Origin of the sequence: Enterobacter sp. 2VL, assembly GCF_005503595.1 — a bacterium.
GTDB classification, from domain to species: Bacteria; Pseudomonadota; Gammaproteobacteria; order Enterobacterales; family Enterobacteriaceae; genus Enterobacter; species Enterobacter cancerogenus.
The window spans coordinates 214,953-237,962 of sequence record NZ_SCNE01000001.1 but is presented as its reverse complement, the minus strand read 5'-3'; the positions used below and the strand labels follow the sequence as shown (position 1 = coordinate 237,962).

Genomic DNA, 23,010 nt, shown 5'->3' with positions numbered 1-23,010 from the left:
GAACAACGCCAGAGTCTAAAAAATGAATGAACCCTTGGGGATATTTAAGAATTTTACACATCAGCGCACGCGGATATTCCTCACCGTTGCTTTTTTCTCATCAGTAATAAATATTCTGATGCTTACGCCTTCCATCTATATGTTGCAGGTATACGATCGGGCATTGCCCTCCGGGAATACGGCAACCCTGTTTATGCTGACGCTGCTGGTGGTATTTATGTTTGCCATTATGGCACTCATGGATTATGTCAGGGGCATCGTCATTATCAGGTTAGGTAATCAGTTTGATAACGCCCTTTCGCCAGCACTCTACACCGCTGCATGCGAAAAAAATCGGGTGAAGCGCAGCCCGAACGCCGGCCAGGCCATCAGCGATCTGACGACCTTACGCCAGTTTATTACCGGCCCGGCGCTATTTGCGATTTTTGATTCAGTCTGGTTTCCCGTCTATGTCGGCGTCATTTTTCTGTTTAACACCTGGCTTGGCCTGTTTTCGCTTGCAGGGGCTTTTCTTCTGTTGGGCCTGGCGTTTATTAACGAAAAAATGACCCGTACGCTGTTAAACGAAGCGGGTAGCCATGCGCTATTTTCTAACCATCAGGCAAACAGCACCCTACAAAATGCCGAGATCCTGCTGGCGCTGGGGATGACGGATAACGTTAAAACCCGCTGGTGGCGGGCGCATCAACAGTTCCTGTATTGCCAGGGCGCAGCGAGCGAACGGGCTGCGCTGATGTCTGCCATCACCAAAACGGTGCGCATGGCGCTGCAGTCCCTGATGCTGGGACTGGGCTGCTGGCTGGCGATTCTGGGTGACATTTCACCGGGAATGATGATTGCAGGCTCCATTTTACTGGGTAGAGCGCTGGCTCCGGTTGAACAACTCATCGGCGTGGCGCGGGGATATCGGTCTGCCCGACAGGCCTGGGAACGCGTGTCTTGTCTGATCCGCGACTACCCTCCGGTGCAGGAGAGTGTGTGCCTGCCTGCGGCCCAGGGCGTTCTTACGGTGGAGAACCTGACCGTCAGCGCACCCGGAAATGCGCAGCAACCCCTTCTGCACGCTATCAATCTACAGGTACAACCCGGAGAAGTGCTGGGTATTGTGGGGGCCAGTGCATCGGGAAAATCCTGTCTTGCCAGAGTGTTATGCGGCGTCTGGCCTGCCGGTGAAGGCGATGTCAGGCTGGATGGCGCTGATATTTACCACTGGCAGAAGCAACACGCCGGGCCGGGGATAGGCTATCTGCCGCAGGACGTGTCGCTGTTCACCGGCACCATCGCCGAGAATATTGCGCGTTTTGGCGAGATCGATTCACCTCTGCTCATCGCCACCGCAAAGCTGGCAGGTGTACATGAGATGATTTTGCGCATGCCCGACGGCTACAACACCCTGATTGGCGAACAGGGTACGACCCTTTCGGGCGGGCAAAAGCAGCGCATTGGCCTGGCGCGGGCGCTCTATGGCAATCCCGCGCTGGTGATACTGGATGAGCCTAACGCCAGCCTTGATGAACAGGGTGAGCTGGCCTTGCAGCAGGTCATCCGCCAGCTCAGTCAGCAGAAAAAAACGGTGGTGATCATCTCGCATCGGCCTGGGATCCTCCCCCTCACCAGCCACCTTCTGGTTCTGGAAGGCGGAAAGCAAAAGCTTTACGGCCCGACATCACAGCTCTTACAGCACGCAGCCCGACCGGCGAATCAGCCGAAAACCGCGCCCGCAGGACAAGGAAAAGCCCATGCATAACCGCGAAGCGCTGTTGACGCCAGCCGTTAACGTTAACCCGTTTGTCCGCCTTGGCTGGACAGTATTACTGGCCGGTCTGGGCACTTTCCTGCTCTGGGCTGCCCTGGCACCGCTGGACAAAGGCGTGGTTGCCTCCGGAACGGTGATGGTTGACGGATACCGTAAGGCCATTCAGGCCCCTACTGGCGGCGTGGTGAAGCACATTGCCGTCAAAGAGGGCCAGACGGTACACAAGGGCGATCTTCTGGTGCTGCTGAGCCAGCGATCGACGCTTGCGCAACTGAGCGCCGCCCGCCTGCAATACCTGACGGCCCTTATCGCGCAAAGCCGCCTCCAGGCAGAACTGGCCGGTGTCAGCGAGCTGCAACTACCGCCTGAAGCGCAACAAGAGGCGCTGAAAGAGGTCATCCGACCCATTATTGTTCAGCAACGCCAGCTCATGGCGGCAAGGAAGGAGGCGCTGGAAAGCGCGCAGCAAAACGACGCGCAGGCCATCGCCGGGCTGGAGCGCCAGCGCGATGCGCTTGTCCGAACTGCCGAGACCAAAGCAAGCGGGCTCGCGCTGCTTAATCGTCAACTGAAAGACCTGAAGCCGCTGATGGCCGAGGGCTATTTCCCCCGTAACCGCTATCTCGACATTCAGGTGCAATCTGCATCGCGGGCAGGCGATTTGGGCGAAACCCGCAGCCGAATCGTGGAGTCAGGCAATCAGATCGCACAGCTTCAACGCAGCATGCAGCAGCGCCTGGCCGACAACCGGAAAGAGATTGAAACCCAGCTTGACCAGCTGCGCCTGCAAATCAGCGAAAGTAAAAAACAGCTGACGCTGTCGGATGTCGATCTCTCGCAGACCCGGGTCGTTGCCCCGCAGGATGGGGTTGTCATGAACCTCGCGCTTGCCAGCGAAAGCGCCGTTGTGAGCGCCGGGGAGCAGCTGCTGGAGCTGGTGCCGCAATCCTCTTCTCTGATTGTCGACTCACAGCTCGATGTCTCGCTCATCGATAAAGTCCACCAGGGTATGCCCGTCTCCCTGATGTTCACCGCTTTTAATCAGCAAAAGACGCCTAAAATTCCGGCCCAGGTGTCGCTGGTATCAGCGGACCGTCAGACCGACCCCGCCACACAAAAACCTTATTACAAAATTCAGATTACGGTTTCACCCGATGGCATGAAAACACTGGAAAAAGAAGACGTTAAACCCGGCATGCCCGTCGAGGTATTTATCAAAGCCGGGGAACGCTCGCTGTTGAGCTATCTGATGAAACCGATCCTGGATCGTGCGTCACAGTCTTTTATAGAGGAATAATGGTGTTCACTGGCAAATTAAAACGCGCTTTAGCGCTTATCGCGCTGCTTACGCCGTTTTCAACAGGCGCGTTAACCCTTTCGCAGGGCTGGTTTATGGCGCTGGACAACGATCCCCAGTATCTGGCTGCGGTTAAGGATCAGCTTGCCGGAGAAGAGTACATCCCCATAGGCCGGGCAGGTTTGCTGCCAAAACTGAGCGTCAGCTACCAGCGCGCGCCGCGTAACTGGCAACGACAGCAGTATCAGCAGTCAAATTTTTTGGGCGAGCGCACAGAGGTGGTTCAACACCAACAGTACGACAGCTATTCCGGATCGCTGACCCTGGTTCAGCCGTTATTTGATTACGACGCTTATGCCAGCTATCGCATCGGCATCATCAAAAAAATGCAGTCTGACGAACGCTACCGAAGCAGTCTGGTTGATCTGCAAAACCGTTACATCACGGCCTGGCTGGACGTTGCCGAGGCGTCCCAGCGGTTGCAGCTTGCGGCGTTGCATCGTCAGGGACTCGAAGAGCAGCAAAAGCAGACACAGCGCCAGTTTGAGTCCGGTGAAGGTTCAATTACCGACGTCACCGAGACCCGGTCGGCGCTCAGTCTGGCGGTTGCTGATGAGGTAGAAGCGCGCGATGCGCTGGATACAGCCACCGTTGCGCTTTCGGCGATCGTGGGTATCAGCCTGCCTGACACCGCCGCGCTGCCCACCCTCAGCGAAAAGCCGCTGGAGCTGCCGCTGGCATCCACCCGCTATCAGTACTGGGAGCAAAAGGCCGCCCTGCATAATCCCGAGATCCTATCTGCCGGGCAGAGTGTCGAGGAAAAACGCTATGAGATCGAGCGTAGCCGAGCGGGTGCCCTGCCCCGGGTTCAGCTTTACGCGTTGCATTCGGAGAATGACTCAAGCAACGACAACACCATTAATCAAAAATACCGTACCGACAGCGTTGGCCTGCGCGTCAGCATGGATCTGTTTTCCGGTGGAGGCGTGTCAGCGTCTGTCCGGCAGGCTGCTGCCCGCTATGAGCAGGCCAAATACCTTCACGACGCGCAGCGCCTGAAAACCTACAGCGAAATTAAAAAATCCTTGAATAAATGCCTGCATGCGCCAGAACGGATTGCGGCCTATACCTCGGCGGTGGAGGCCGCAAGACGACAGATTGACGCCACTAAAAAAAGTATTCAGGCGGGCCAGCGCATGAATATCGATTTACTTAACGCCGAACAGGCGTTCTATAAAACCAACGTTGAGCTTACTGCTGAAAAACATGCTGTCATAAAAGCATGGGTCAGTTTGCTCGCGCAGTCGGGCGAAATAAACAATGACAACGTCATGTTACTGGACACCTATTTCGCTCAATAATTGTAAAATAAAACAGAGGGACAGACCATGCCTGTATTTGATTATCAGGGTGAGAAAAACACGCAGCTTATTAAGGATGCGCTGACCATAGAGAGTATTAATTTTGGTGCGGCGACGTATCCTGATTATACCTATAGCGAAGAGAATGGCTGGAAAGTGTTAGACGGTAAAACGCTCAACTATTCAGGTTGTGCTAACCCTTATGGCGCGTTTTATGGCGAAAGCCTTCTGGAATCCAGCGCCGAGTGCAACATGATGGGGAAATATGATGCCAACGGTAAGCTCGTCAATATCGGTATCAGCTTCTGGGGAACGGGCACCTATGCCAGCGCACCGTCGATTCTGCATACGATTAACACAGTGATGGATACCGTAAGCGATGGCTTATCGGCGGTGATCGACGGCTATGCGGATAACTATGTGCTCAACGCCTATAAAAACCTCATGAGTTCAGTGGCCGCATTTGCGACAGCGAATGGACTGACGGGTGACGACGTAATTATTACCGGGCATAGCCTTGGCGGACTGGCGGTTAACAGCATGGCAACCCTTTCCGCACAGGGTCAATGGGGCGGTTTTTATGAGGAGTCGAGCTACGTCGCTTTCGCTTCTCCTACCCAAAACCTGGCCGATGATAAAGTCCTGAATATCGGCTACGAGAACGACCCGGTATTTCGCGTTTTAACAGGCCACAGTTTATCCCTGGACAGCTTGTTTAATCATGACACCCCGCTTGAGACCTGTACCAATAATATTGTTTCATTCAATGATTATTATGCAGGCCTGACCGATGATTTACAGATCTTCTCCATCGCAAATATGGCGGCATGGGCCGGACATTCCGGTCAGGGGTATACCGACGGCGCGTTACGCATTATGAATTCTGAAATCTATGATTTAACGCATCAGAATTCAAATATCATCGTATCCAATCTTTCTGAGGAATACCGCTCGACAACCTGGGTGTCCGATTTGAATAAATCCACCACGCATGTTGGGTCAACCTTTATTGTTGGCACGGAAACAAACGATTTATTACAAGGGGGTAAAGGTAACGACTATCTCTGCGGTGGCGGTGGTGATGATAGCTTAAAAGATCACAGTGGCTATAACGTTATTTATGGCGGCGCGGGCAGCAATTCCTACGTCACGGAATGTAATGTCGCCGATTTCACCTTCAGCCACGACGCTGAGGGAACGCTGTACTTTAAGTATTCTACCGGGGATATTACCCGAGCAGAAGATATCCAGTACGTTAATGCTGACTACACCTTATTCAGCCTGTTTGGTATTCACTTCAATCAGAACGCGACATGGGAAGTAACGGATTATGGGTTAGAAGGCAACAGCGGCTCCCTCGCCTATGCCAACAGCTATTATGCTGACACGCAGAACAGTTTCACCGTTTCTACCGCCAGCAATGATAGCTGGTTCTATTCAGGGGCCAATGACAGCGATATCAGCGTTATCGGTAACAATAACAACGTGGTTTCAGGCTATGCCGACGACGCGATTCACCTGAACGGCAGCGATAATACGCTTCTTTTCTATGGTGATTTCGGCCACGACACTGTCTACAACCTCTCAACCACCGACAGCCTGGTCTTCATGGCTAACGAAAGTATTGCCGATAATGACAGCTATCTTAACCACCTTTCGTTTGAAGGCGATAGCGCCCTGCTGACGTATGGTGACAGCAGCGTCACGCTGGTAGGGGTTAATAGCGATATGCTTTCACAGATGCATATTGCTGTGGCATAAGTCCCATCCCCACGGGATCGCCTGTGGGGATATTTCCCTTTCTGTTCATCCTGCTTTTTGTCTCCATCCTTATCTGTTCATGTAACTGACCGATTTTTAAAACGTCAACCGCCTCACGTCCCGGCATTAGTTGAGGTGACATTCTCAGGGTACGAATTAAGCACTATCCTGGTCAGCCCGTGATGCCGCTTTGCTAGTCTGACTGTTGAGGCAGGTCGCAAACCGGAGGTATTCCTTGCTGATTAAATTTAAAAAAGCGCGCACGCACCGGGAGGATCGGCGGCTTGCACTGTGGCTGGCGACCTCTGCAGGGGTGCTGAACGCCATTGCGCTGGGGGCGTTTGGCTTTTTTCCGTCACATATGACCGGCAACACGTCACAGCTCTCCAGCGAAGTCTCCTCGACGGATCTGGACGATATCCTTTTCTTCGGCACGCTGATTCTGGCGTTTGTCACGGGCGCGATAGTGGCGCGCATGATTGTCCTGTGGGGCGTTATCCATAATGTCAGGCTGGTATTTAGCCAGGTTCTGCTGGTGGAAGGGATATTACTGACCGGGGTAGCCTTATATGAAATCTATTTTCACGCCTTCTCCACCAACCGGGAAATTATTATTTTCCTCTGCGGGTTAATGGGGATTCATAATTCCACCTCTACTCAGCTTTCCGGTGGACGCGTCCGATCCACGCACATTACCGGGACGCTGACCGATGCGGGGATATCGCTGGCCTCAGTGGTGGTCGCCATGATGCGTCGGGATTATTCCAAAGATACGGCGGCGCAGAAAAGCCAGCTGAAAACCCATTTAACTACCCTTTTCTCCTTTATCACGGGCGGTATTGCAGGGCTGATCCTGTTCCGCTGGTTAGGATTTACCGCAATGCTGGCGCTGGGGCTGATGCTGGTGCTCATTGCTGCTTTTTCCATCGTTAGCACCTCCCTTCGCGTACGTCGGGTGCGTGCCAATATACGTAGGGCGAGGCAATAAAGTTACAGCGTCACTTTTATAAGATCGCTTTCAGATAATTCTGCCCGCCGCATACGAACCCTTACCCCGTAAGGCTTAACCCATGATCTCACTAGTTTCATAGGGTTACTGATTTTCCCCCTTCGCTGGAACCCGTCCCAAACGCTTGCTATAGCTCTTATACCCCTGCCGAAACATGGCATAACAACAGGCAACCCAGGTTGCTATAACGCATGCGCACAGGGAGACACACCGCAATGCACCCATTACTTAAACGTTCGCTGCTTTTTGTCGGCGCGATTATCGTGGTTCTCGCCCTCCTCACATGGGGTATTGGGCTGGAGACGATCAAGGCGCGGCAGGTTGACCTGGTCTATCTCGGGCAACAACATCTCATTTTAGTGTTCTCGTCCATGTTCTTTGCCCTGCTGGTCGGTATTCCCAGTGGGATCTTGCTCAGCCGCCCGGCTGCGCGAGGCGTGGCGGAATACGTGATGCAAATATTTAACGTCGGTAACACGCTGCCACCGCTGGCGGTTCTCGCGCTGGCAATGGTCGTGATTGGTATCGGCGATACCCCCGCGATCATCGCGCTGTTTCTCGCGTCGCTGCTGCCCATTGTCCGCAATACCTATGCCGGGCTGTGCTCCGTTCCGGCGTCATTGCTGGAAGCCGCCAACGGGATCGGGATGACCAAATGGCAGCGTTTGCGCCAGGTTGAAATCCCTAACGCCTGGCCCGTGATGCTCTCCGGCATCCGCATCGCCACCGCTATTAACGTCGGTACGGCACCGCTGGCCTTCCTGATTGGTGCCAGCAGCTACGGCGAGCTGATTTTTCCGGGGATCTACCTCAACGACTTCCCGACGCTGATTCTGGGTGCCGCGGCCACCGCCCTGTTCGCCCTGATTCTGGATACGTTGCTGGCGGCGCTGGGCCGCCTGATGAGCCCGCATCTCGCTCGATAATTATAACAAGGAGCTTTTATGAGACTGTATTCCGGCCTGACGGCGTTTTGCGCCGCCGCGCTCTTTACCAGCCAGACGTTCGCCGCCCCGCTAATCCTGGCGACCAAGAGCTTTACCGAGCAGCACATTTTGTCGGCCATGACCGTGCAGTATCTGCAAAAGAAGGGTTTTCAGGTTCAGCCGCAAACCAATATCGCCACGGTGATCTCCCGCAATGCGATGATCAATAAACAGATTGATATGACCTGGGAATATACCGGTACGTCGTTGATCATCTTTAACCACATCAATAAACGTATGTCGCCGCAGGAGTCTTACGAAACGGTAAAACGCCTGGATGCGAAGCACGGTCTGGTGTGGCTCAAGCCTGCTGATATGAACAACACCTATGCTTTCGCGATGCAGCGCAAACGCGCCGAGGCGGAACATATCACCACCATGTCACAGATGGTGGCGAAGATTGAGCACATCCGCAAAACCGATCCTGATAATAACTGGCTGCTGGGTCTCGACCTTGAATTTGCCGGGCGCAGCGACGGCATGAAACCGCTGCAGGCGGCGTACAACATGCCGCTGGATCGCCCGCAAATCCGCCAGATGGACCCCGGTCTGGTCTATAACGCGGTGCGCGATGGCTTTGTCGATGCCGGGCTGATTTACACCACCGACGGGCGCGTAAAAGGCTTCGATCTCAAAGTGCTGGAAGATGATAAAGGCTTCTTCCCAAGCTACGCGGTTACACCGGTCGTGCGCAAAGACACGCTGGACGCTAACCCTGGTCTGGAAGAGGCGCTGGACACCCTCTCGGCCCAGCTCAATAACGACGTTATCACCGAGTTGAATAAAAAGGTCGATATCGATCATCAGTCACCGCAGCAGGTCGCCCGTGATTTCCTGCGTAGCAAGAATCTGCTGTAAGGAGACGCTATGGATACGGTTCACTATATTTTAGACAACTGGGATTACCTGTTAATGCTGACGCTGCAGCACCTGTGGCTGGTCGCGCTGGCCGTCGGCCTTGCCATTATTATCGGCGTTCCGCTGGGGATTTTGATTGTTCGCCACAAATGGCTGGCAACGCCGGTGCTGGGCATTGCCACCATTGTGCTCACCATCCCGTCCATTGCCCTCTTCGGCCTGATGATCCCCCTCTTCTCGCTTGTCGGCCAGGGTATCGGCGCGCTGCCCGCCGTTACAGCGGTATTCCTCTACTCCCTGCTGCCGATTGTGCGAAATACCCATACGGCGCTCGACAGCCTGCCGCCGGGCCTGCGTGAGGCGGGTCGCGGAATTGGCATGACCTTCGGGCAGCGCCTGCGCTGGGTGGAAATCCCGATGGCGTTACCGGTGATTTTTGGCGGGATCCGTACCGCCGTCGTAATGAACATCGGCGTGATGGCCATCGCCGCGGTGATTGGCGCGGGCGGTCTGGGTCTGCTGCTGCTTAACGGCATTGGCGGGAGCGATATTCGTATGCTGATTGCCGGCGCATTGATGATTTGTCTTTTAGCGATTGTGCTCGACTGGTTACTCCATCGACTGCAGATCGTCCTGACTCCGAAGGGGATTCGATAATGATAAAACTGGAAAACCTCACCAAACAATTTTCACAGAAGCACGGCCAGACCGTTAAAGCCGTGGATAACGTTAATCTGAACGTCCCGGAAGGGGAAATGTGCGTCCTGCTCGGCCCGTCTGGCTGCGGTAAAACCACCACGCTCAAGATGATTAACCGCCTTATCACCCCGAGCAGCGGTAAAATCCTGGTAAACGGCAAGGACACCAGCGAGATGGATACCGTGACCCTGCGTCGCAATATTGGCTATGTTATTCAGCAGATTGGCCTGTTCCCGAACATGACCATCGAAGAGAACATCACCGTTGTGCCGCGCATGCTGGGCTGGGACAAAGCACGCTGCAAATCGCGCGCTGCAGAGCTGATGGACATGGTTGCCATGGATCCGCACAAGTTCCTTAACCGCTACCCGCGTGAAATGTCGGGCGGCCAGCAGCAGCGTATCGGCGTGATCCGCGCCCTGGCAGCCGATCCTCCGGTACTGCTGATGGATGAACCTTTCGGTGCGGTCGACCCGATTAACCGCGAAGTGATCCAGAACCAGTTCCTCGAGATGCAGCGTAAGCTGAAAAAGACGGTCATGCTGGTCAGCCACGACATTGACGAGGCGCTGAAGCTTGGCGACCGTATTGCCGTGTTCCGCCAGGGACGCATTGTTCAGTGCGCCAGCCCTGACGAACTGCTGGCGAAACCGGCGAATGAATTTGTCGGCTCGTTTGTCGGGCAGGACCGTACCCTGAAGCGCCTGCTGCTGGTGTCAGCCGGGGATGTTACCGACCAGCAACCGACACTCACCGTGCGTCCGTCTACCTCGCTTTCGGAGGCGTTTGCCACCATGGATGACAACGATATCCGTGCCATTACCGTTGTCGACGAGCTGGGCAAGCCGCTGGGGTTCGTTAAGCGCCGTGAAGCCCGTAACGCCAGCGGTGCCTGCGGCGATATCATCCATCCGTTCCGCATGACCGGTAAAGCGGAAGATAACCTGCGCGTGGTGCTGTCCCGTCTGTATGAAAGTAACACCAGCTGGATGCCTATCGTCGACGAAGAGGGGCGCTATAACGGCGAGATTTCGCAAGATTACATCGCGGAATACCTCAGTTCAGGGCGCACGCGCCGGGCCTTGAATATCCATAGCGACAGTTAACCTTTCTGGCCGGGCGTTGCCCGGCTTTTTCGCACGCATACCTTTTGCTAACCCCGCGATTTCCCGCCACAATATTGTATCTTTCCCGTTTACGCGTGACCCATGCAACGTCTACATGCCTATCCCGACATCCGCGCGATGTTTCGCCGCCTGCTGATCGCCACCCTGACAGGCGTACTGGCCGCGCTGGCCGTGGCCCTGTTTCGGCATTCTATGTATCTGCTGGAGTGGCTGTTTCTCAGTAACAACAGCGGCAGCCTGGTGAACGCCGCCGCCGCATTATCGCCCTGGCGACGGGCATTAACGCCTGCACTCGGCGGGCTGGCCGCCGGACTATTGCTGTGGGGATGGCAACGCTTTACGGCACAGCGCCCGCACGCGCCCACGGATTATATGGAAGCGCTGGAGACCGGCGATGGGCAGTTTGACTATGGGGCCAGCCTGGTGAAGTCGCTCGCCTCGCTGCTGGTGGTTGCCAGCGGCAGCGCCATTGGCCGGGAAGGTGCGATGATCCTGCTCGCCGCCCTCGCCGCCTCCTTCTTTGCCCAGCGCTTCACGCCAAAATCAGAGTGGAAGCTGTGGATCGCCTGCGGAGCCGCCGCCGGGATGGCAAGTGCCTACCACGCGCCGTTGGCGGGCAGTCTGTTTATTGCAGAAATCCTCTTCGGGACGCTGATGCTGGCCTCCCTCGGGCCGGTGGTCATCGCCGCCGTGGTGGCATTGCTCACCACTCGTCTGTTAAGCCCCGGAGCCAACACGCTCTATGAGGTGCATCTTAGCCAGGCGCTCAGCGCAGCGGATTACTCTCTGATTGTCGGGATGGGGCTGATCGCGGGCGTCTGCGGTCCGCTGCTGATGTGGCTCATGACCTACAGCCACGCCCTGTTTCTGCGGCTGAAGCTGACGCCACCGTTACAGCTGGCGCTTGGCGGGCTGATCGTCGGGTTATTGTCGATTATCACGCCTAAAGTGTGGGGCAATGGTTACAGCGTGGTGCAGGCTTTTCTTCTCGCGCCGCCGCTGCTGTCGGTGATTGCGGGGGTGTTTCTCTGCAAGCTGCTGGCGGTGCTGGCCAGTAGCGGCTCAGGCGCGCCGGGCGGGGTATTTACGCCCACGCTGTTTATCGGCATGGGGACGGGCATGCTGTTTGCGCAGATTTTTGCGCTGTGGTTACCGGGCTCAGAAACGGCGATTTTACTGGGGCTGGCGGGAATGGCGACCTTGCTCGCGGCGACCACGCATGCGCCAATCATGTCGGCATTAATGGTATGCGAAATGACCGGGCAGTATGTCTTACTGCCCGGCCTGCTGGTTGCGTGCGTGGTCGCGTCGGTGCTTTCGCGGACGTTACGCCACGACTCTATCTACGGACAACATACCGCCGAGAGCAGAGAGGTCGACGTATTGCGCTAACTCGCGCTGCTCGGCACGCGGCAGGTAAGGCAGTTCGCCCACCAGCGGCCCGGGTAATTTTTTGCTGAGCACGTCAATGATTTCAGCGTAATGCGCCAGCCCCGGGTTAATGCGGTTCGCCACCCAGCCAATCAGCGGCAGGCCGTCGTTAGCGATAGCCTGCGCCGTGAGCAGCGCATGGTTGATGCACCCTTCCTGGATCCCCACCACCATCACCACCGGCAGTTGTTCCTGCACCACCCACTCCGAGAGCGGACGCAAATCGTTCATCAGGCTGCGCCAGCCGCCGGTGCCTTCAACCACCACGTGATCCACTTGCGCGCTGAGGTTCGCCAGCCCATCGGATAACAACGTGTAATTGATCAGGCCACTGTGCGCCACGCTGCTTTCATCTTCGCTTAACGCAATCGGATTGACCGCATGATAAGGCAGCTCCAGGGATGAGACGCTTTGCAGGACCAGAGCATCTTTATTGCGCAGCCCCTCTGGCGTCTCTTTACTGCCTTTTGCGACCGGCTTGTAGCCTGCAACGCGTTTATTGCTCGCCGCCAGGGCCTGCAATAGCGCGCGGGATACAACAGTCTTCCCGACAGAAGTATCAGTACCAGTTACAAAGAAACGCTTAAGCATGACTCACTCCACCCCTTGGGTATGCTTTGAAAATATAAACCAGGTAAATAATTCAGTGCAGGAAGTCTACGGGATGCCTGCGCTACCCGGCTTGAGATAGCGCAATTTTTCGTACATCTCTGGAAAAGAGTTAACCCTGAAGCAAACGGATCAGTAAAGAACCGTTATACATTGCATCTTTGACCAGCGCCGCGCCGGCCATAGTGCCCTGGTTAGAAAACTGGGTGCTTTCAACCACGATATTCTTGCTGTACGCGGGCAGAGATTGCTGATTGATGCAGGCGGATATCGTCGGAAAGAGAATATCGGGTGCCTGGCTCAGCGGCGAACCAATCAGAATTTTTTGTGGATTAAAGAGATTGACCATGATGGCGAGGATCCGGCCCACGTTATTCCCCACGCCGGTAATGATGTCCTTCGCCAGCAGATCGCCCTGCTGCGCGGCGGCGCACAGGGAATCGACGGTTAAGGGCTGGCCGTGAAGCGAGGAACTCATCGACTGGCTCAGACGCACCTGCGCCAGCTCCAGCACGCTTTCTACGCTGGCAATGGTTTCCAGGCAGCCGTGGTTGCCGCAATAGCAGCGCTTACCGTACGGGTCGACCTGAGTATGACCAATTTCAACCAGGCTACTGCTTCCGGCATGCAGCAAGCGTCCGTCGGTAATCACGCCGGCCCCGACGTTATGATCGATAACCACCTGAATCACGTCCCGCGCGCCGCGCGAGGCACCAAACAAGGCCTCCGCCATCGTCCAGGCGCTGATGTCGTGCTGAATATAGACGGGCACCCCGGTATGGCTCTCCAGCACATCGCCAAGGGGCATCTCTTTCACGCCGTCGTAAAACGGCATGCGATGCACAATGCCATTTTCCGTATCAATGATGCCGGGCAGAGTGATGGCGATCGCCGTCAGGCGCTCGAGGCGCTGCTGATGGCGTATAAAAAATTGGTCGATATGAGTGAGAATGGCGTCAAGGAGCGGCTGTTCGGCATCAAGCGGCAGATCCAGACGGTCTTCCACCACCAGCTTGCTGCTTAAATCGCGCAGGGCAAGGAAGATTTCACCGCGGCTTATGCGCATCGAGAGGTAATGCCAGGCCTCGGTTTCGACAATCAGCCCTACCGCCGGACGTCCACGGCTGCCCGGCTCCTGGATTTCTGTCTCCTGAACAAGATGGGCTTCCAGCATTTCGCGAACAATTTTCGTGATACTGGCAGGCGCCAGTTGAGCCAGGCGCGAAAGATCGATGCGCGAAACCGGTCCGAGCTGATCAATCAGGCGATACACCGCGCCAGCGTTGGTCTGCTTAATCTGATCAATATGCCCTGGCTGACTATCAGCAACCACCTCGTACTCCCTTATTTTCGAGCTTCGAAATAAACTGTGGGCTATGGTGAAGCACTTCAATGGCCGCCGTCAAATTTTTACTTAGCCATGTGATTTACAGCACATTTCTGCCCACTTTTCCCTGTATTTATCGCCCCTGTGAGGCGCTGATAAGCTGCTTTTTAAAACGCTGTGCCGCCTGGCTCAATTCATGATGTTTTGACCACACCAGCCACATCTCAGAGACCGCATCCTCCTCGGCAAGCGCAACCCAGCGCATCTCGCGCAGCTGCACCCGCTTAAAGGAGGCCGGCAAGATCGAAACCCCCAGCCCTGCCGCCACCAGGCCGATAATCGTCATCGCCTCTCCCACCTCCTGGGCGATCGTTGGCGTGAGATCGTAGCGACGCAGTAATCCAAGGATATCATCATACAGGCCTGTGCCCACCTGCGGATCAAAAAAGACAAACGGCTCAGCTGCCAGCTCTGTCAGGGTGACGATGGGCTTTGCGGCCAGCGGGTGATCGCGCGGGATCATCGCCATCAGCGGCTCGCGCAGGATAATCTCCCACGCAAGCGTGTCGGGGAGTGGAGTATTGCGCATCAGCCCGAGGTCAAGCGACCCCTCGTTGAGGGGCGAAATTTGCTCACGGGTATTAATTTCGCGGGTCTGAATATGCACGTCCGGGTAGTGACGGCGAAACGAGGAAAGCGTGGCCGATACTGCCCCGATAAAGGGTGCCGAGGAGGTAAAACCGATGCGTAACTCCCCCGTTTCGCCCAGGTACAGGCGTTCCGCCCTGGCGGCGGCGTCGTTCACCAGACCCAGAATGTGTCGGCTATCGGCAAGAAACTGCCTGCCCGCCGCGGTCAGGCTTACGCTGCGGTTAGTCCTGGCGAGCAGGCGTGCCCCAATCTGCTGCTCGAGGATCTGAATTTGCTGGCTCAACGGGGGCTGGGAGATATTCAGACGCGCGGCGGCGCGGCCAAAATGCAGCTCCTCAGCGACCGCGACGAAGTAACGTAGGTGACGCAGCTCAATATTCATATTTCTAAAGTATCATTTGAGATTATTAATATATTAGACAGAATATTTACATTTTCCTACTCTGATCCTGTGGTCATATTCGTCACCCGTCATCCCGGGGATGTTAAGCAAGGAAACCGTGTGAGTCGTACATCTACCCTCGATATCGATCCGGCAAGCGATATCGATGATTTGCCCCCAGCAGCACAGCCGGTGCAGTTCATCAAACGTGGTACCCCTCAGTTTATGCGCGTCACGCTGGCGCTCTTTTCGGCCGGTCTGGCCACCTTTGCCCTGCTCTACTGCGTTCAGCCCATCCTGCCCGTTTTATCCCATGAGTTTGGCGTCTCGCCTGCCACCAGCAGTATTTCGCTCTCCATTTCAACCGGCATGCTGGCGGTGGGCCTGCTGTTTACCGGACCACTTTCAGATGCGATAGGCCGTAAACAGGTGATGGTCACGGCGCTTATGCTGGCGTCCATATGCACGCTCTTGTCCACCATGATGACCAGCTGGCACGGCATTCTGGTGATGCGCGCCCTGATTGGCTTATCGCTAAGCGGCGTGGCGGCAGTTGGCATGACCTACCTCAGCGAAGAGATCCACCCGAGCTTCGTCGCGTTCTCGATGGGGCTGTACATCAGCGGGAACTCCATCGGCGGGATGAGCGGCCGTCTGTTGAGCGGTGTCTTTACCGACTTCTTTAACTGGCGCATTGCCCTGGCGGTAATTGGTCTCTTCGCCCTTGCCGCCGCGCTGATGTTCTGGAAAATTTTGCCCGCGTCACGCCACTTCCGCCCGACGTCCCTGCGCCCGAAAACGCTGTTTATCAATTTTCGTCTGCACTGGCGGGATAAAGGGCTGCCGCGTTTATTCCTGACCGGTTTCCTGCTGATGGGGTCGTTTGTCACGCTGTTTAATTACATCGGCTACCGTCTGATGCTCTCCCCGTGGCACCTGAGCCAGGCGGTGGTGGGTCTACTGTCTGTCGCCTATCTGACCGGCACCTGGAGTTCACCGAAAGCCGGAGCGATGACTGCACGCTTCGGCCGTGGTCCGGTGATGCTGGTTTCGACCGCGGTGATGCTGCTCGGCCTGCTGATGACGCTGTTCTCTTCCCTGTGGCTGATTTTTACCGGCATGCTGCTTTTCTCTGCCGGTTTTTTTGCCGCCCACTCCGTCGCCAGCAGCTGGATTGGCCCGCGCGCCCGCCGTGCTAAAGGCCAGGCGTCGTCACTGTATCTCTTTAGCTATTATCTCGGTTCAAGCATTGCCGGGACGCTCGGCGGCGTCTTCTGGCATAACTACGGCTGGAACGGCGTCGGCGCGTTTATCGCCCTGATGCTGTGTGCGGCGCTGCTGGTGGGTGGGAGTTTGCATAAACGACTGAAATAGCCCTGGAGCCCCTTCTTTCTGGTGCAGGAAATGTGCAGGGTTTGTGTTGAAATTTTGTTACTATCCACGAACGCTCCTGAAAACATTCCCATCCAGAAGGAAGAACAAGAATGGAAAAAAATCCGCAATACCAACAACTTGTAAAAGTATTCCAGCGTCTCTCCCGTTTCTCCCACCTCACCTCCATCGCCAGCTGGGATATGTTTACCATGATGCCTCCGGGCGGAAGCGCTGCGCGCGGTGAAGCCCTGGCGGAGATGAGCGTCCTGCAACATCAGATCCTGACCGATAAAAAAGTGGGCGACTGGCTGGCAGCGGCGGCGCAGGAGGATCTGAATGACGTTGAACAGGCTAATCTGCGCGAAATGACGCGCCATTACCAGCAGGCCTCGCTGTTGCCGGAATCGCTTGTAGAGGCCAAATCGCTGGCGGGAAGCAAGTGTGAACATGCCTGGCGTACCCAACGTCCCGCCAATGACTGGCAGGGTTTTTCTGCCAATCTGAAAGAGGTAGTCAAGCTCAGCCGCGAAGAGGCGCGTCTGCGCGCCGAGTCTAAAGGCTGTTCGCCTTACGATGCCCTGCTGGATATTTTTGAACCCGATATGACCAGCGCTCGCCTCGACGTACTGTTTGGCGATATGAAATCCTGGCTGCCGGACCTGCTGGCAAACGTTGTTGAAAAGCAGGCTCAGCAGTCGTTCGTTCCGCCGCAGGGGCCTTTCCCGACGGCGACGCAGCGTGAGCTGGGGCTGGAAGCCATGAAGATGCTTGGCTTCGACTTTAACAGTGGTCGTCTGGACGTCAGCGCGCATCCGTTCTGTGGCGGTGTGCCGGAAGATGTGCGCATCACCACCCGCTATGATGAGAACGAACTGCTCAGCGCCCTGTTTGGCGTGATCCATGAAACCGGCCATGCCCGTTACGAACAAAACCTGCCCCGCGCCTGGGCCGGGCAGCCGATTGCGCTGGCGCGTTCCACGGCCATCCACGAATCCCAGAGCCTGTTCTTCGAGATGCAGTTGGGGCGCAGTAATGCCTTCCTGAAGCACCTGCTCCCGGCGGTGCATGCCCGTTTCGGCAGCCAGGCGGCCTTTAGCGAAGAGAACTTTACCGCCTGGAACCAGCGCGTTAAACCGGGCTACATACGTGTCGATGCCGACGAAGTGAGTTATCCCGCGCATGTGGTGTTGCGTTATGAAATTGAACGTGCGTTGATTAATGGCGAGATTGAAGTGGATGACATTCCGGCCCTGTGGGATGAAAAAATGCAGGCCTTGCTCGGACTGTCCACCAAAGACAACTACCGCAACGGTTGCATGCAGGATATCCACTGGACCGACGGCGGCTTCGGCTACTTCCCGTCCTACACGCTGGGGGCGATGTACGCCGCACAGCTGTTCCACGCCGCCAGTACGGCGCTGCCTGACCTAGAGGCCTCTATCGCTGAGGGTGATTTCAGCGCTCTGTTTGACTGGCTGCGCCAGAACATCTGGCAACACGGTAGCCGCTTCACCACCTCACAGCTGATCGCTCAGGCCACCGGCGAAGATCTTAACGTTCGCTATTTCCGCGAGCATCTGACCTCACGCTATCTGTAACCGCCTTCGCCGGGTTCGTACCCGGCGTTGTACATATGGTTACACGCGGATACCAATCACTCACGGAAACCCAGAATTTACAGGGATATAGTTATTTCAACGGCCCCGCAGTGGGGTTAACTGAAAAACCAAATTCGAGGGTATGAACATGAAAAAAGTATTAGCTCTGGTTGTTGCCGCTGCTATGGGTCTGTCTTCTGCTGCGTTCGCTGCAGAAACTACCGCGACGCCTGCTGCTGCGCCAACGACCACTACCGCTGCTCCGGCTAAAACCGTTCACCATAAAAAGCATCACAAAGCGGCTAAACCTGCTGCAGAGCAGAAAGCGCAGGCAGCGAAGAAGCACCACAAAAAAGCAACCAAGCCTGCGGTAGAGCAGAAAGCACAGGCGGCGAAAAAGCATCACAAAAAAGCGACCAAGCCAGCGGCTGAACAGAAAGCGCAGGCCGCTAAAAAGCATCACAAAAAAGCGGTAAAACACGAAACGGCTAAACCTGCTGCACAGCCAGCAGCATAAGCGTACACGCTGAACCGTGTCCTTCGGGACACGTTGGTAAACCGGCGCTGAACAGATTGTCAGCGCCGTTTTTTATCCGGAGGGCGTATGCTGCGACGCTATCGGTTTGAGCTCATTCTTATCTTCCTTATTTTATGCGCGCTCATCGCAAGCCATTTTTATCTTTCCTGACTGTAGCACGCTGATTTTACTCCCACTTTAGCGCCGTCCCGTCTATAGTATTTTTACAGGGTTCACTTTTAATAATCATAATTACCCCACCAGAGTGTGATATGCGTAAATCTGTTGTGCTGTTACTGGGAACGTTTGGGCTTTTTTCTGGCTTTACCCATGCGGATGATGGTGATGAAAGCGTCATAAGCGCGAAAGAGGTCAAGACGCTGTTTTTTGGTCATGACGACCGCACGCGCGTTGCCGATCCCACTCAGGCCCCCTGGGATGCCATAGGTCAACTGGAGACCGCCAGCGGTAACCTCTGTACCGCCACGCTCATTACCCCTAAGCTTGCCCTGACGGCAGGCCACTGCCTGCTCACTCCGCCCAACGGGAAACCGGACAAAGCCGTCGCCCTGCGCTTCGTGTCGCTAAAAGGGATATGGCGCTATGAAATCCACGGGATTGAAGGCCGCGTTGATCCGTCGCTCGGTAAAAGGCTCAAGCCCGATGGCGATGGCTGGATCGTGCCGCCTGCGGCTGCTTCATGGGATTTTGGTCTGATCGTGCTGCGTTATCCGCCGTCGGGCATTACCCCGCTGCCATTGTTTGAGGGAGACAAAGCGGCGCTCACCGCCGCGCTGAAAGCGGCCGACCGCAAAGTCACGCAGTCAGGCTACCCTGTCGATCATCTGGATGCGCTTTATACCCACACGGACTGCGTCGTCACAGGCTGGGCGCAAAACAGCGTGCTTTCGCATCAGTGCGATACCTTACCGGGAGATAGCGGCTCGCCGCTGATGTTAAAAACCGACAACGGCTGGCAGTTAATCGGGGTACAAAGCTCTGCGCCCGCCGCCAAAGACCGCTGGCGTGCCGATAACCGCGCGCTCTCCGTGACCGGCTTTCGTGACAAGCTCGACGCACTGGCGCAGCAGTAACGTCTTTTTTCGTCTCCCCCAAACGTAACACAGGCAGCGAATGTCGCTGCCTGTAAACATTGGTGGAGGGGGATCAGGCGAATTTAATCATGATCATGCCCGCCAGTAACAGCACCAGCCCTATCCAGCCTTTGTTATTTAAACGCTGACCGAACAGGATCCAGCCCGCGGCCAGAGTGGCGGCGATACCGAATCCGCCCCAGAGCGCATACGCCACTGAGAGATCGATGCCTTTCACCGCCTGTGACAGGGCGCTAAACGCCCCGAGCACAGCAGCAATCGACATCAGGCCGTAAAACTTACGGCGAAAACCGTCCGAGAACTTCAAAAAAACGTTAGCCGCAATTTCCAGCACGATAGCGAGTCCCAGCCAGGCCGCATGGATCCATTCAAACTGCTGCATGGGTCTGCTCCTTTGGCTGTTTTGTCGGCTTACGTGTACCCGATTTAATCAGCACGATCCCGGCCACCAGCGTGGTCAAACCGGCAATCTTCATGGTCGATAACGTTTCGTCAAATAACATCACGCTGAACAACGTGATCAGCAAAATACCGATACCTTCCCACAGCGCATAGGCGACACCCAGTGCGATTTTTTTAACCGCGAAGGAGAGAAAAATATAGGAAAGGGTAATCATCACCAGCATTAAAATAAAGCCGGTGTTGCCATCACTGACGCTGGCCCATTTCATAGACAGCGTGCCGGTAATTTCAGCGACGATCGCTAATGCTAATAAAATCCAGTAAAACATGGTTTTTCTCCTGCTTGAGAATATAATCCATCGAGGCCCGCTGAGCACAGCAAACCCTAAAAATATGAAATTAAATCAGACAGCTAAGCGCATAGCGCCAGCTCAGGCAGAAGATGTGACTACAGCGCGGTGTGCCAGTGTTGCTCACCAAAGAGAAGGCAGAAGGAGGAAGAAATGACAGCGGTGTTTTTTGAAAAATACGTCCTGAACAAATTGTCCATAATATTACAATTATCCGCGTTGTTGCTTCTCGTCTTTGCGGATGAAAATTGTCCTCGGTAGTTGAACACGCCTGATTTGTACCATAAGCCAGGAATTTACTCAAAGCCTTTTCAATTCTTTACCCAGCTTGTTTGATTTTGGTTAGTTTTTTTAAACGGCTTTCGCATCTATTATAAATAAAAAGATTATTCAGGAACGTCCATGGCCAAACCCATCATTACCCTGAACGGACTCAAGATTGTCATTATGCTGGGCATGCTGGTGATTATCTTGACCGGCGTGCGCTTTGCCGCTGACATTATCGTGCCCTTTATTCTGGCGCTGTTCATCGCAGTGATCCTCAATCCGCTGGTGCACCGCATGGTCCGGCTGCGCATACCGCGGGTGCTGGCCATTACGCTGCTGATCGGCATTATTATTGTCGCCATGGTGCTGCTGGTGGCCTATCTAGGTACATCGCTGAACGAGCTGGCGCGCACGCTGCCCAAATACCGCTCGTCGCTGGCGATCCCGCTGATGCAACTCGAGCCATGGCTGCAGCGTGCGGGCATAGAAATTTCTGTTGAAGAGCTGCTGAGGTATATCGATCCCAATGCGGCCATGACCATCGTCACCAGCCTGCTGGCCCAGCTCTCCAACGCCATGACCTCCATTTTCCTGCTGTTTTTGACCGTGGTGTTTATGCTGCTGGAAGTGCCGCAGCTGCCCGCCAAACTGCAGCAAATGATGGTCCGCCCGGTTGAGGGCATGGGCGCTATTCAGCGCGCGCTGGACAGCGTCTCTCGCTATCTGGTGTTGAAAACCGCCATCAGCCTGGTGACGGGTGCGGTAGTCTGGGGCATGCTGATGGCCCTGGACGTCCGCTTTGCGTTCGTCTGGGGACTGCTGGCCTTTGCCCTGAACTATATTCCCAACATTGGTTCGGTGCTGGCGGCGATCCCGCCGATTCTTCAGGTTCTGGTCTTCAGCGGGCTGTACGATGCGCTTGTTCTGCTGGCGGGATACCTGATCGTTAACCTCATTTTCGGAAACATACTGGAGCCGCGCATGATGGGACGCGGTCTCGGGCTTTCCACCCTTGTCGTTTTCTTATCGTTGATATTCTGGGGCTGGCTGCTTGGCCCGGTCGGGATGCTGCTCTCCGTTCCCCTGACCATCATTGTGAAAATCGGCCTTGAGCAAACCGCGGGCGGGCAAAGCATCGCGGTATTACTCAGCGATATGAGCCATAAATAAGGGGTGCCGGCGGTTCAGACGCCCATCGCCAGCATGGGCTTATCGAGCCTTCCGGCTTCACGATACGCGGCAAGCGCCGCCTTCCACTCCGTCAGGGGATAGAGGGTGGCGTCGCGATATAGGCTTGCCCGCAGCTTCGGCCAGATGCGCCCGAACTCCGCCTGCCATGCCTCTGTGCTCAGTGCACCCAGTGAGTTCCGAATATGGAACCACGCCACGCGCGGTAGCGCCCGCTGCTGACGGAAGGTTTGCCCGCTCAGCAGCCCATAGCAAACAAAGACGCCCTTCTCCGGCATGGCATCCAGGATCGCCTCCGCCAGGCTGCCGCCCGTGGCGTCAAACACCACGTCCGCGCGGGCAGCAACCGCGTTGATTGTTGCCGTATCCTGCTGTGCAATGGGGATGATCCCCATGGCGGCGAGCCGCCCGGCATGGACAGGCGAGCGATAGATTCCGTACACCGCCTGCGCTCCGGCCTGGCGCGCCCACTGCCCGAGCAACACCGCACAGTCAGAGCCCGCCGCCGTCAGGAGTATTGTTTTCCCGTCTGGCGGATGGTTATCCAGCATCATCTGTGCCGCCAGCGGGTTGATATAGGCTCGTGCGGCAAGCGTTGAGTCGATATCGTCCGGCACGGGGATCGCATACCCGGCCGGGCAATCCACGTAGCGCTGCCAGGTTCCCTGCCCCCTCAGCGGCAGCACGCGTTTACCCAGAAGGCAGGCAAACGCCTCGGGTGCCTCAGTGACGATCCCGACCCCTTCGTACCCCGCCACCGCCGGTAATGACGTCCGGTGGCGGTACGCGCCGGTTATCGGGATAAGATCGGAGGCATTGACCGGCGAAAAGAGCATTTGCACCCGCAAATGCTCCGGGGAGCGGGCGTTGAGCCGCGAAACCTCAGGTTGCAGAACGCTGTCTGGCTCGCCGAAACGGCGATACCAGAGGGCAAGATTTTCCATT

23 protein-coding genes are annotated in these 23,010 nt (G+C 55.8%); 16 read left to right on the top strand and 7 right to left on the bottom strand.

What is annotated here, in order from left to right; translation table 11 throughout:
• Positions 1 to 22: 22 nt before the first annotated feature.
• From FFS28_RS01200 to clcB, 10 genes are all read left to right on the top strand, one after another.
• Positions 23 to 1,747: a type I secretion system permease/ATPase gene (locus FFS28_RS01200; RefSeq protein WP_137848517.1), complete on the top strand. Its 1,725-nt coding sequence runs from the start codon at positions 23 to 25 to the stop codon at positions 1,745 to 1,747.
• A complete protein-coding gene (locus FFS28_RS01195; RefSeq protein ID WP_137848516.1) occupies positions 1,740 to 3,053 on the top strand; it encodes an HlyD family type I secretion periplasmic adaptor subunit in 1,314 nt (437 codons plus the stop codon). Before FFS28_RS01200 ends, FFS28_RS01195 begins: the two co-directional genes overlap by 8 nt.
• The gene (locus FFS28_RS01190) at positions 3,053 to 4,414 is read left to right on the top strand and encodes a TolC family outer membrane protein (RefSeq protein WP_101737796.1); all 1,362 of its coding nucleotides are present in this window, start codon (positions 3,053 to 3,055) and stop codon (positions 4,412 to 4,414) included. Before FFS28_RS01195 ends, FFS28_RS01190 begins: the two co-directional genes overlap by 1 nt.
• Before the next feature lie 27 nt (positions 4,415 to 4,441).
• Positions 4,442 to 6,175 (top strand): polyurethane esterase, encoded by a 1,734-nt coding sequence (locus tag FFS28_RS01185; protein ID WP_137848515.1) that lies wholly within the window; start codon positions 4,442 to 4,444, stop codon positions 6,173 to 6,175.
• A gap of 235 nt (positions 6,176 to 6,410) precedes the next feature.
• Positions 6,411 to 7,163: a YoaK family protein gene (locus FFS28_RS01180; protein WP_137848514.1), complete on the top strand. Its 753-nt coding sequence runs from the start codon at positions 6,411 to 6,413 to the stop codon at positions 7,161 to 7,163.
• A gap of 236 nt (positions 7,164 to 7,399) precedes the next feature.
• Complete coding sequence (gene osmY / locus FFS28_RS01175) at positions 7,400 to 8,110, top strand: osmoprotectant ABC transporter permease OsmY (RefSeq protein ID WP_006175019.1); 711 nt, start codon at positions 7,400 to 7,402, stop codon at positions 8,108 to 8,110.
• A gap of 18 nt (positions 8,111 to 8,128) precedes the next feature.
• Positions 8,129 to 9,028 (top strand): osmoprotectant ABC transporter substrate-binding protein OsmX, encoded by a 900-nt coding sequence (gene osmX / locus FFS28_RS01170; RefSeq protein WP_137848513.1) that lies wholly within the window; start codon positions 8,129 to 8,131, stop codon positions 9,026 to 9,028.
• A 9-nt stretch (positions 9,029 to 9,037) separates the two neighbouring features.
• Positions 9,038 to 9,685: an osmoprotectant ABC transporter permease OsmW gene (gene osmW / locus FFS28_RS01165; protein WP_137848512.1), complete on the top strand. Its 648-nt coding sequence runs from the start codon at positions 9,038 to 9,040 to the stop codon at positions 9,683 to 9,685.
• Entirely contained in the window at positions 9,685 to 10,833 is a 1,149-nt protein-coding gene (gene osmV, locus FFS28_RS01160; RefSeq protein ID WP_006175016.1) for an osmoprotectant ABC transporter ATP-binding protein OsmV, read from the top strand. The genes osmW and osmV overlap by 1 nt, the downstream gene beginning before the upstream one ends.
• 102 nt (positions 10,834 to 10,935) lie before the next feature.
• Entirely contained in the window at positions 10,936 to 12,246 is a 1,311-nt protein-coding gene (gene clcB, locus FFS28_RS01155; protein WP_058608896.1) for a voltage-gated ClC-type chloride channel ClcB, read from the top strand.
• Here the strand turns inward: clcB and bioD are convergent.
• The 3 genes from bioD to ynfL form a co-directional block, all read right to left on the bottom strand.
• Complete coding sequence (bioD, locus tag FFS28_RS01150) at positions 12,181 to 12,876, bottom strand: dethiobiotin synthase (RefSeq protein ID WP_006175014.1); 696 nt, start codon at positions 12,874 to 12,876, stop codon at positions 12,181 to 12,183. The two genes, clcB and bioD, sit on opposite strands and share 66 nt — an antisense overlap.
• Before the next feature lie 130 nt (positions 12,877 to 13,006).
• Positions 13,007 to 14,227 (bottom strand): sugar metabolism global transcriptional regulator Mlc, encoded by a 1,221-nt coding sequence (mlc, locus tag FFS28_RS01145; RefSeq protein WP_042319713.1) that lies wholly within the window; start codon positions 14,225 to 14,227, stop codon positions 13,007 to 13,009.
• Between the two features lie 127 nt (positions 14,228 to 14,354).
• Positions 14,355 to 15,254 carry a multidrug efflux transcriptional activator YnfL/SxtR(Kp) gene (ynfL, locus tag FFS28_RS01140; protein ID WP_137848511.1) on the bottom strand — a complete coding sequence of 300 codons (900 nt, stop codon included), beginning with the start codon at positions 15,252 to 15,254 and terminating at the stop codon, positions 14,355 to 14,357.
• A 120-nt stretch (positions 15,255 to 15,374) separates the two neighbouring features.
• On the opposite strand from ynfL, the gene ynfM reads away from it, so the two are divergent.
• The 5 genes from ynfM to FFS28_RS01120 all read left to right on the top strand — a co-directional run bounded on the left by ynfM (position 15,375) and on the right by FFS28_RS01120 (position 19,837).
• Complete coding sequence (ynfM, locus tag FFS28_RS01135; RefSeq protein WP_137848510.1) at positions 15,375 to 16,628, top strand: multidrug efflux MFS transporter YnfM/SxtP(Kp); 1,254 nt, start codon at positions 15,375 to 15,377, stop codon at positions 16,626 to 16,628.
• A 110-nt stretch (positions 16,629 to 16,738) separates the two neighbouring features.
• Positions 16,739 to 18,226, top strand: coding sequence for a carboxypeptidase M32 (locus FFS28_RS01130; protein ID WP_137848509.1), 1,488 nt, complete (start codon positions 16,739 to 16,741; stop codon positions 18,224 to 18,226).
• Positions 18,227 to 18,374: 148 nt separating this feature from the next.
• Positions 18,375 to 18,743, top strand: a complete 369-nt coding sequence (asr, locus tag FFS28_RS01125) for an acid resistance repetitive basic protein Asr (RefSeq protein ID WP_042319707.1) — start codon at positions 18,375 to 18,377, stop codon at positions 18,741 to 18,743.
• A gap of 87 nt (positions 18,744 to 18,830) precedes the next feature.
• Positions 18,831 to 18,914, top strand: coding sequence for a small membrane protein YdgU (gene ydgU, locus FFS28_RS21895; protein WP_455580143.1), 84 nt, complete (start codon positions 18,831 to 18,833; stop codon positions 18,912 to 18,914).
• 101 nt (positions 18,915 to 19,015) lie between these two features.
• The gene (locus tag FFS28_RS01120; protein WP_006175008.1) at positions 19,016 to 19,837 is read left to right on the top strand and encodes a trypsin-like serine peptidase; all 822 of its coding nucleotides are present in this window, start codon (positions 19,016 to 19,018) and stop codon (positions 19,835 to 19,837) included.
• A 73-nt stretch (positions 19,838 to 19,910) separates the two neighbouring features.
• Here FFS28_RS01120 and mdtI read toward each other — a convergent pair whose 3' ends face one another.
• The 3 genes from mdtI to FFS28_RS21890 form a co-directional block, all read right to left on the bottom strand.
• Entirely contained in the window at positions 19,911 to 20,240 is a 330-nt protein-coding gene (gene mdtI / locus FFS28_RS01115) for a multidrug/spermidine efflux SMR transporter subunit MdtI (RefSeq protein WP_006175007.1), read from the bottom strand.
• Positions 20,227 to 20,589 carry a multidrug/spermidine efflux SMR transporter subunit MdtJ gene (gene mdtJ / locus FFS28_RS01110; RefSeq protein WP_058608901.1) on the bottom strand — a complete coding sequence of 121 codons (363 nt, stop codon included), beginning with the start codon at positions 20,587 to 20,589 and terminating at the stop codon, positions 20,227 to 20,229. The genes mdtI and mdtJ overlap by 14 nt, the downstream gene beginning before the upstream one ends.
• A 119-nt stretch (positions 20,590 to 20,708) precedes the next feature.
• Positions 20,709 to 20,879 (bottom strand): protein YdgV, encoded by a 171-nt coding sequence (locus tag FFS28_RS21890; protein ID WP_006175005.1) that lies wholly within the window; start codon positions 20,877 to 20,879, stop codon positions 20,709 to 20,711.
• Positions 20,880 to 21,012: 133 nt separating this feature from the next.
• Here FFS28_RS21890 and FFS28_RS01105 point away from each other — a divergent pair, with 133 nt between their 5' ends.
• Positions 21,013 to 22,047: an AI-2E family transporter gene (locus tag FFS28_RS01105; protein ID WP_006175004.1), complete on the top strand. Its 1,035-nt coding sequence runs from the start codon at positions 21,013 to 21,015 to the stop codon at positions 22,045 to 22,047.
• A gap of 14 nt (positions 22,048 to 22,061) precedes the next feature.
• Here FFS28_RS01105 and FFS28_RS01100 read toward each other — a convergent pair whose 3' ends face one another.
• The gene (locus FFS28_RS01100; RefSeq protein WP_137848508.1) at positions 22,062 to 23,009 is read right to left on the bottom strand and encodes a zinc-dependent alcohol dehydrogenase family protein; all 948 of its coding nucleotides are present in this window, start codon (positions 23,007 to 23,009) and stop codon (positions 22,062 to 22,064) included.
• Position 23,010: the final 1 nt, after the last annotated feature.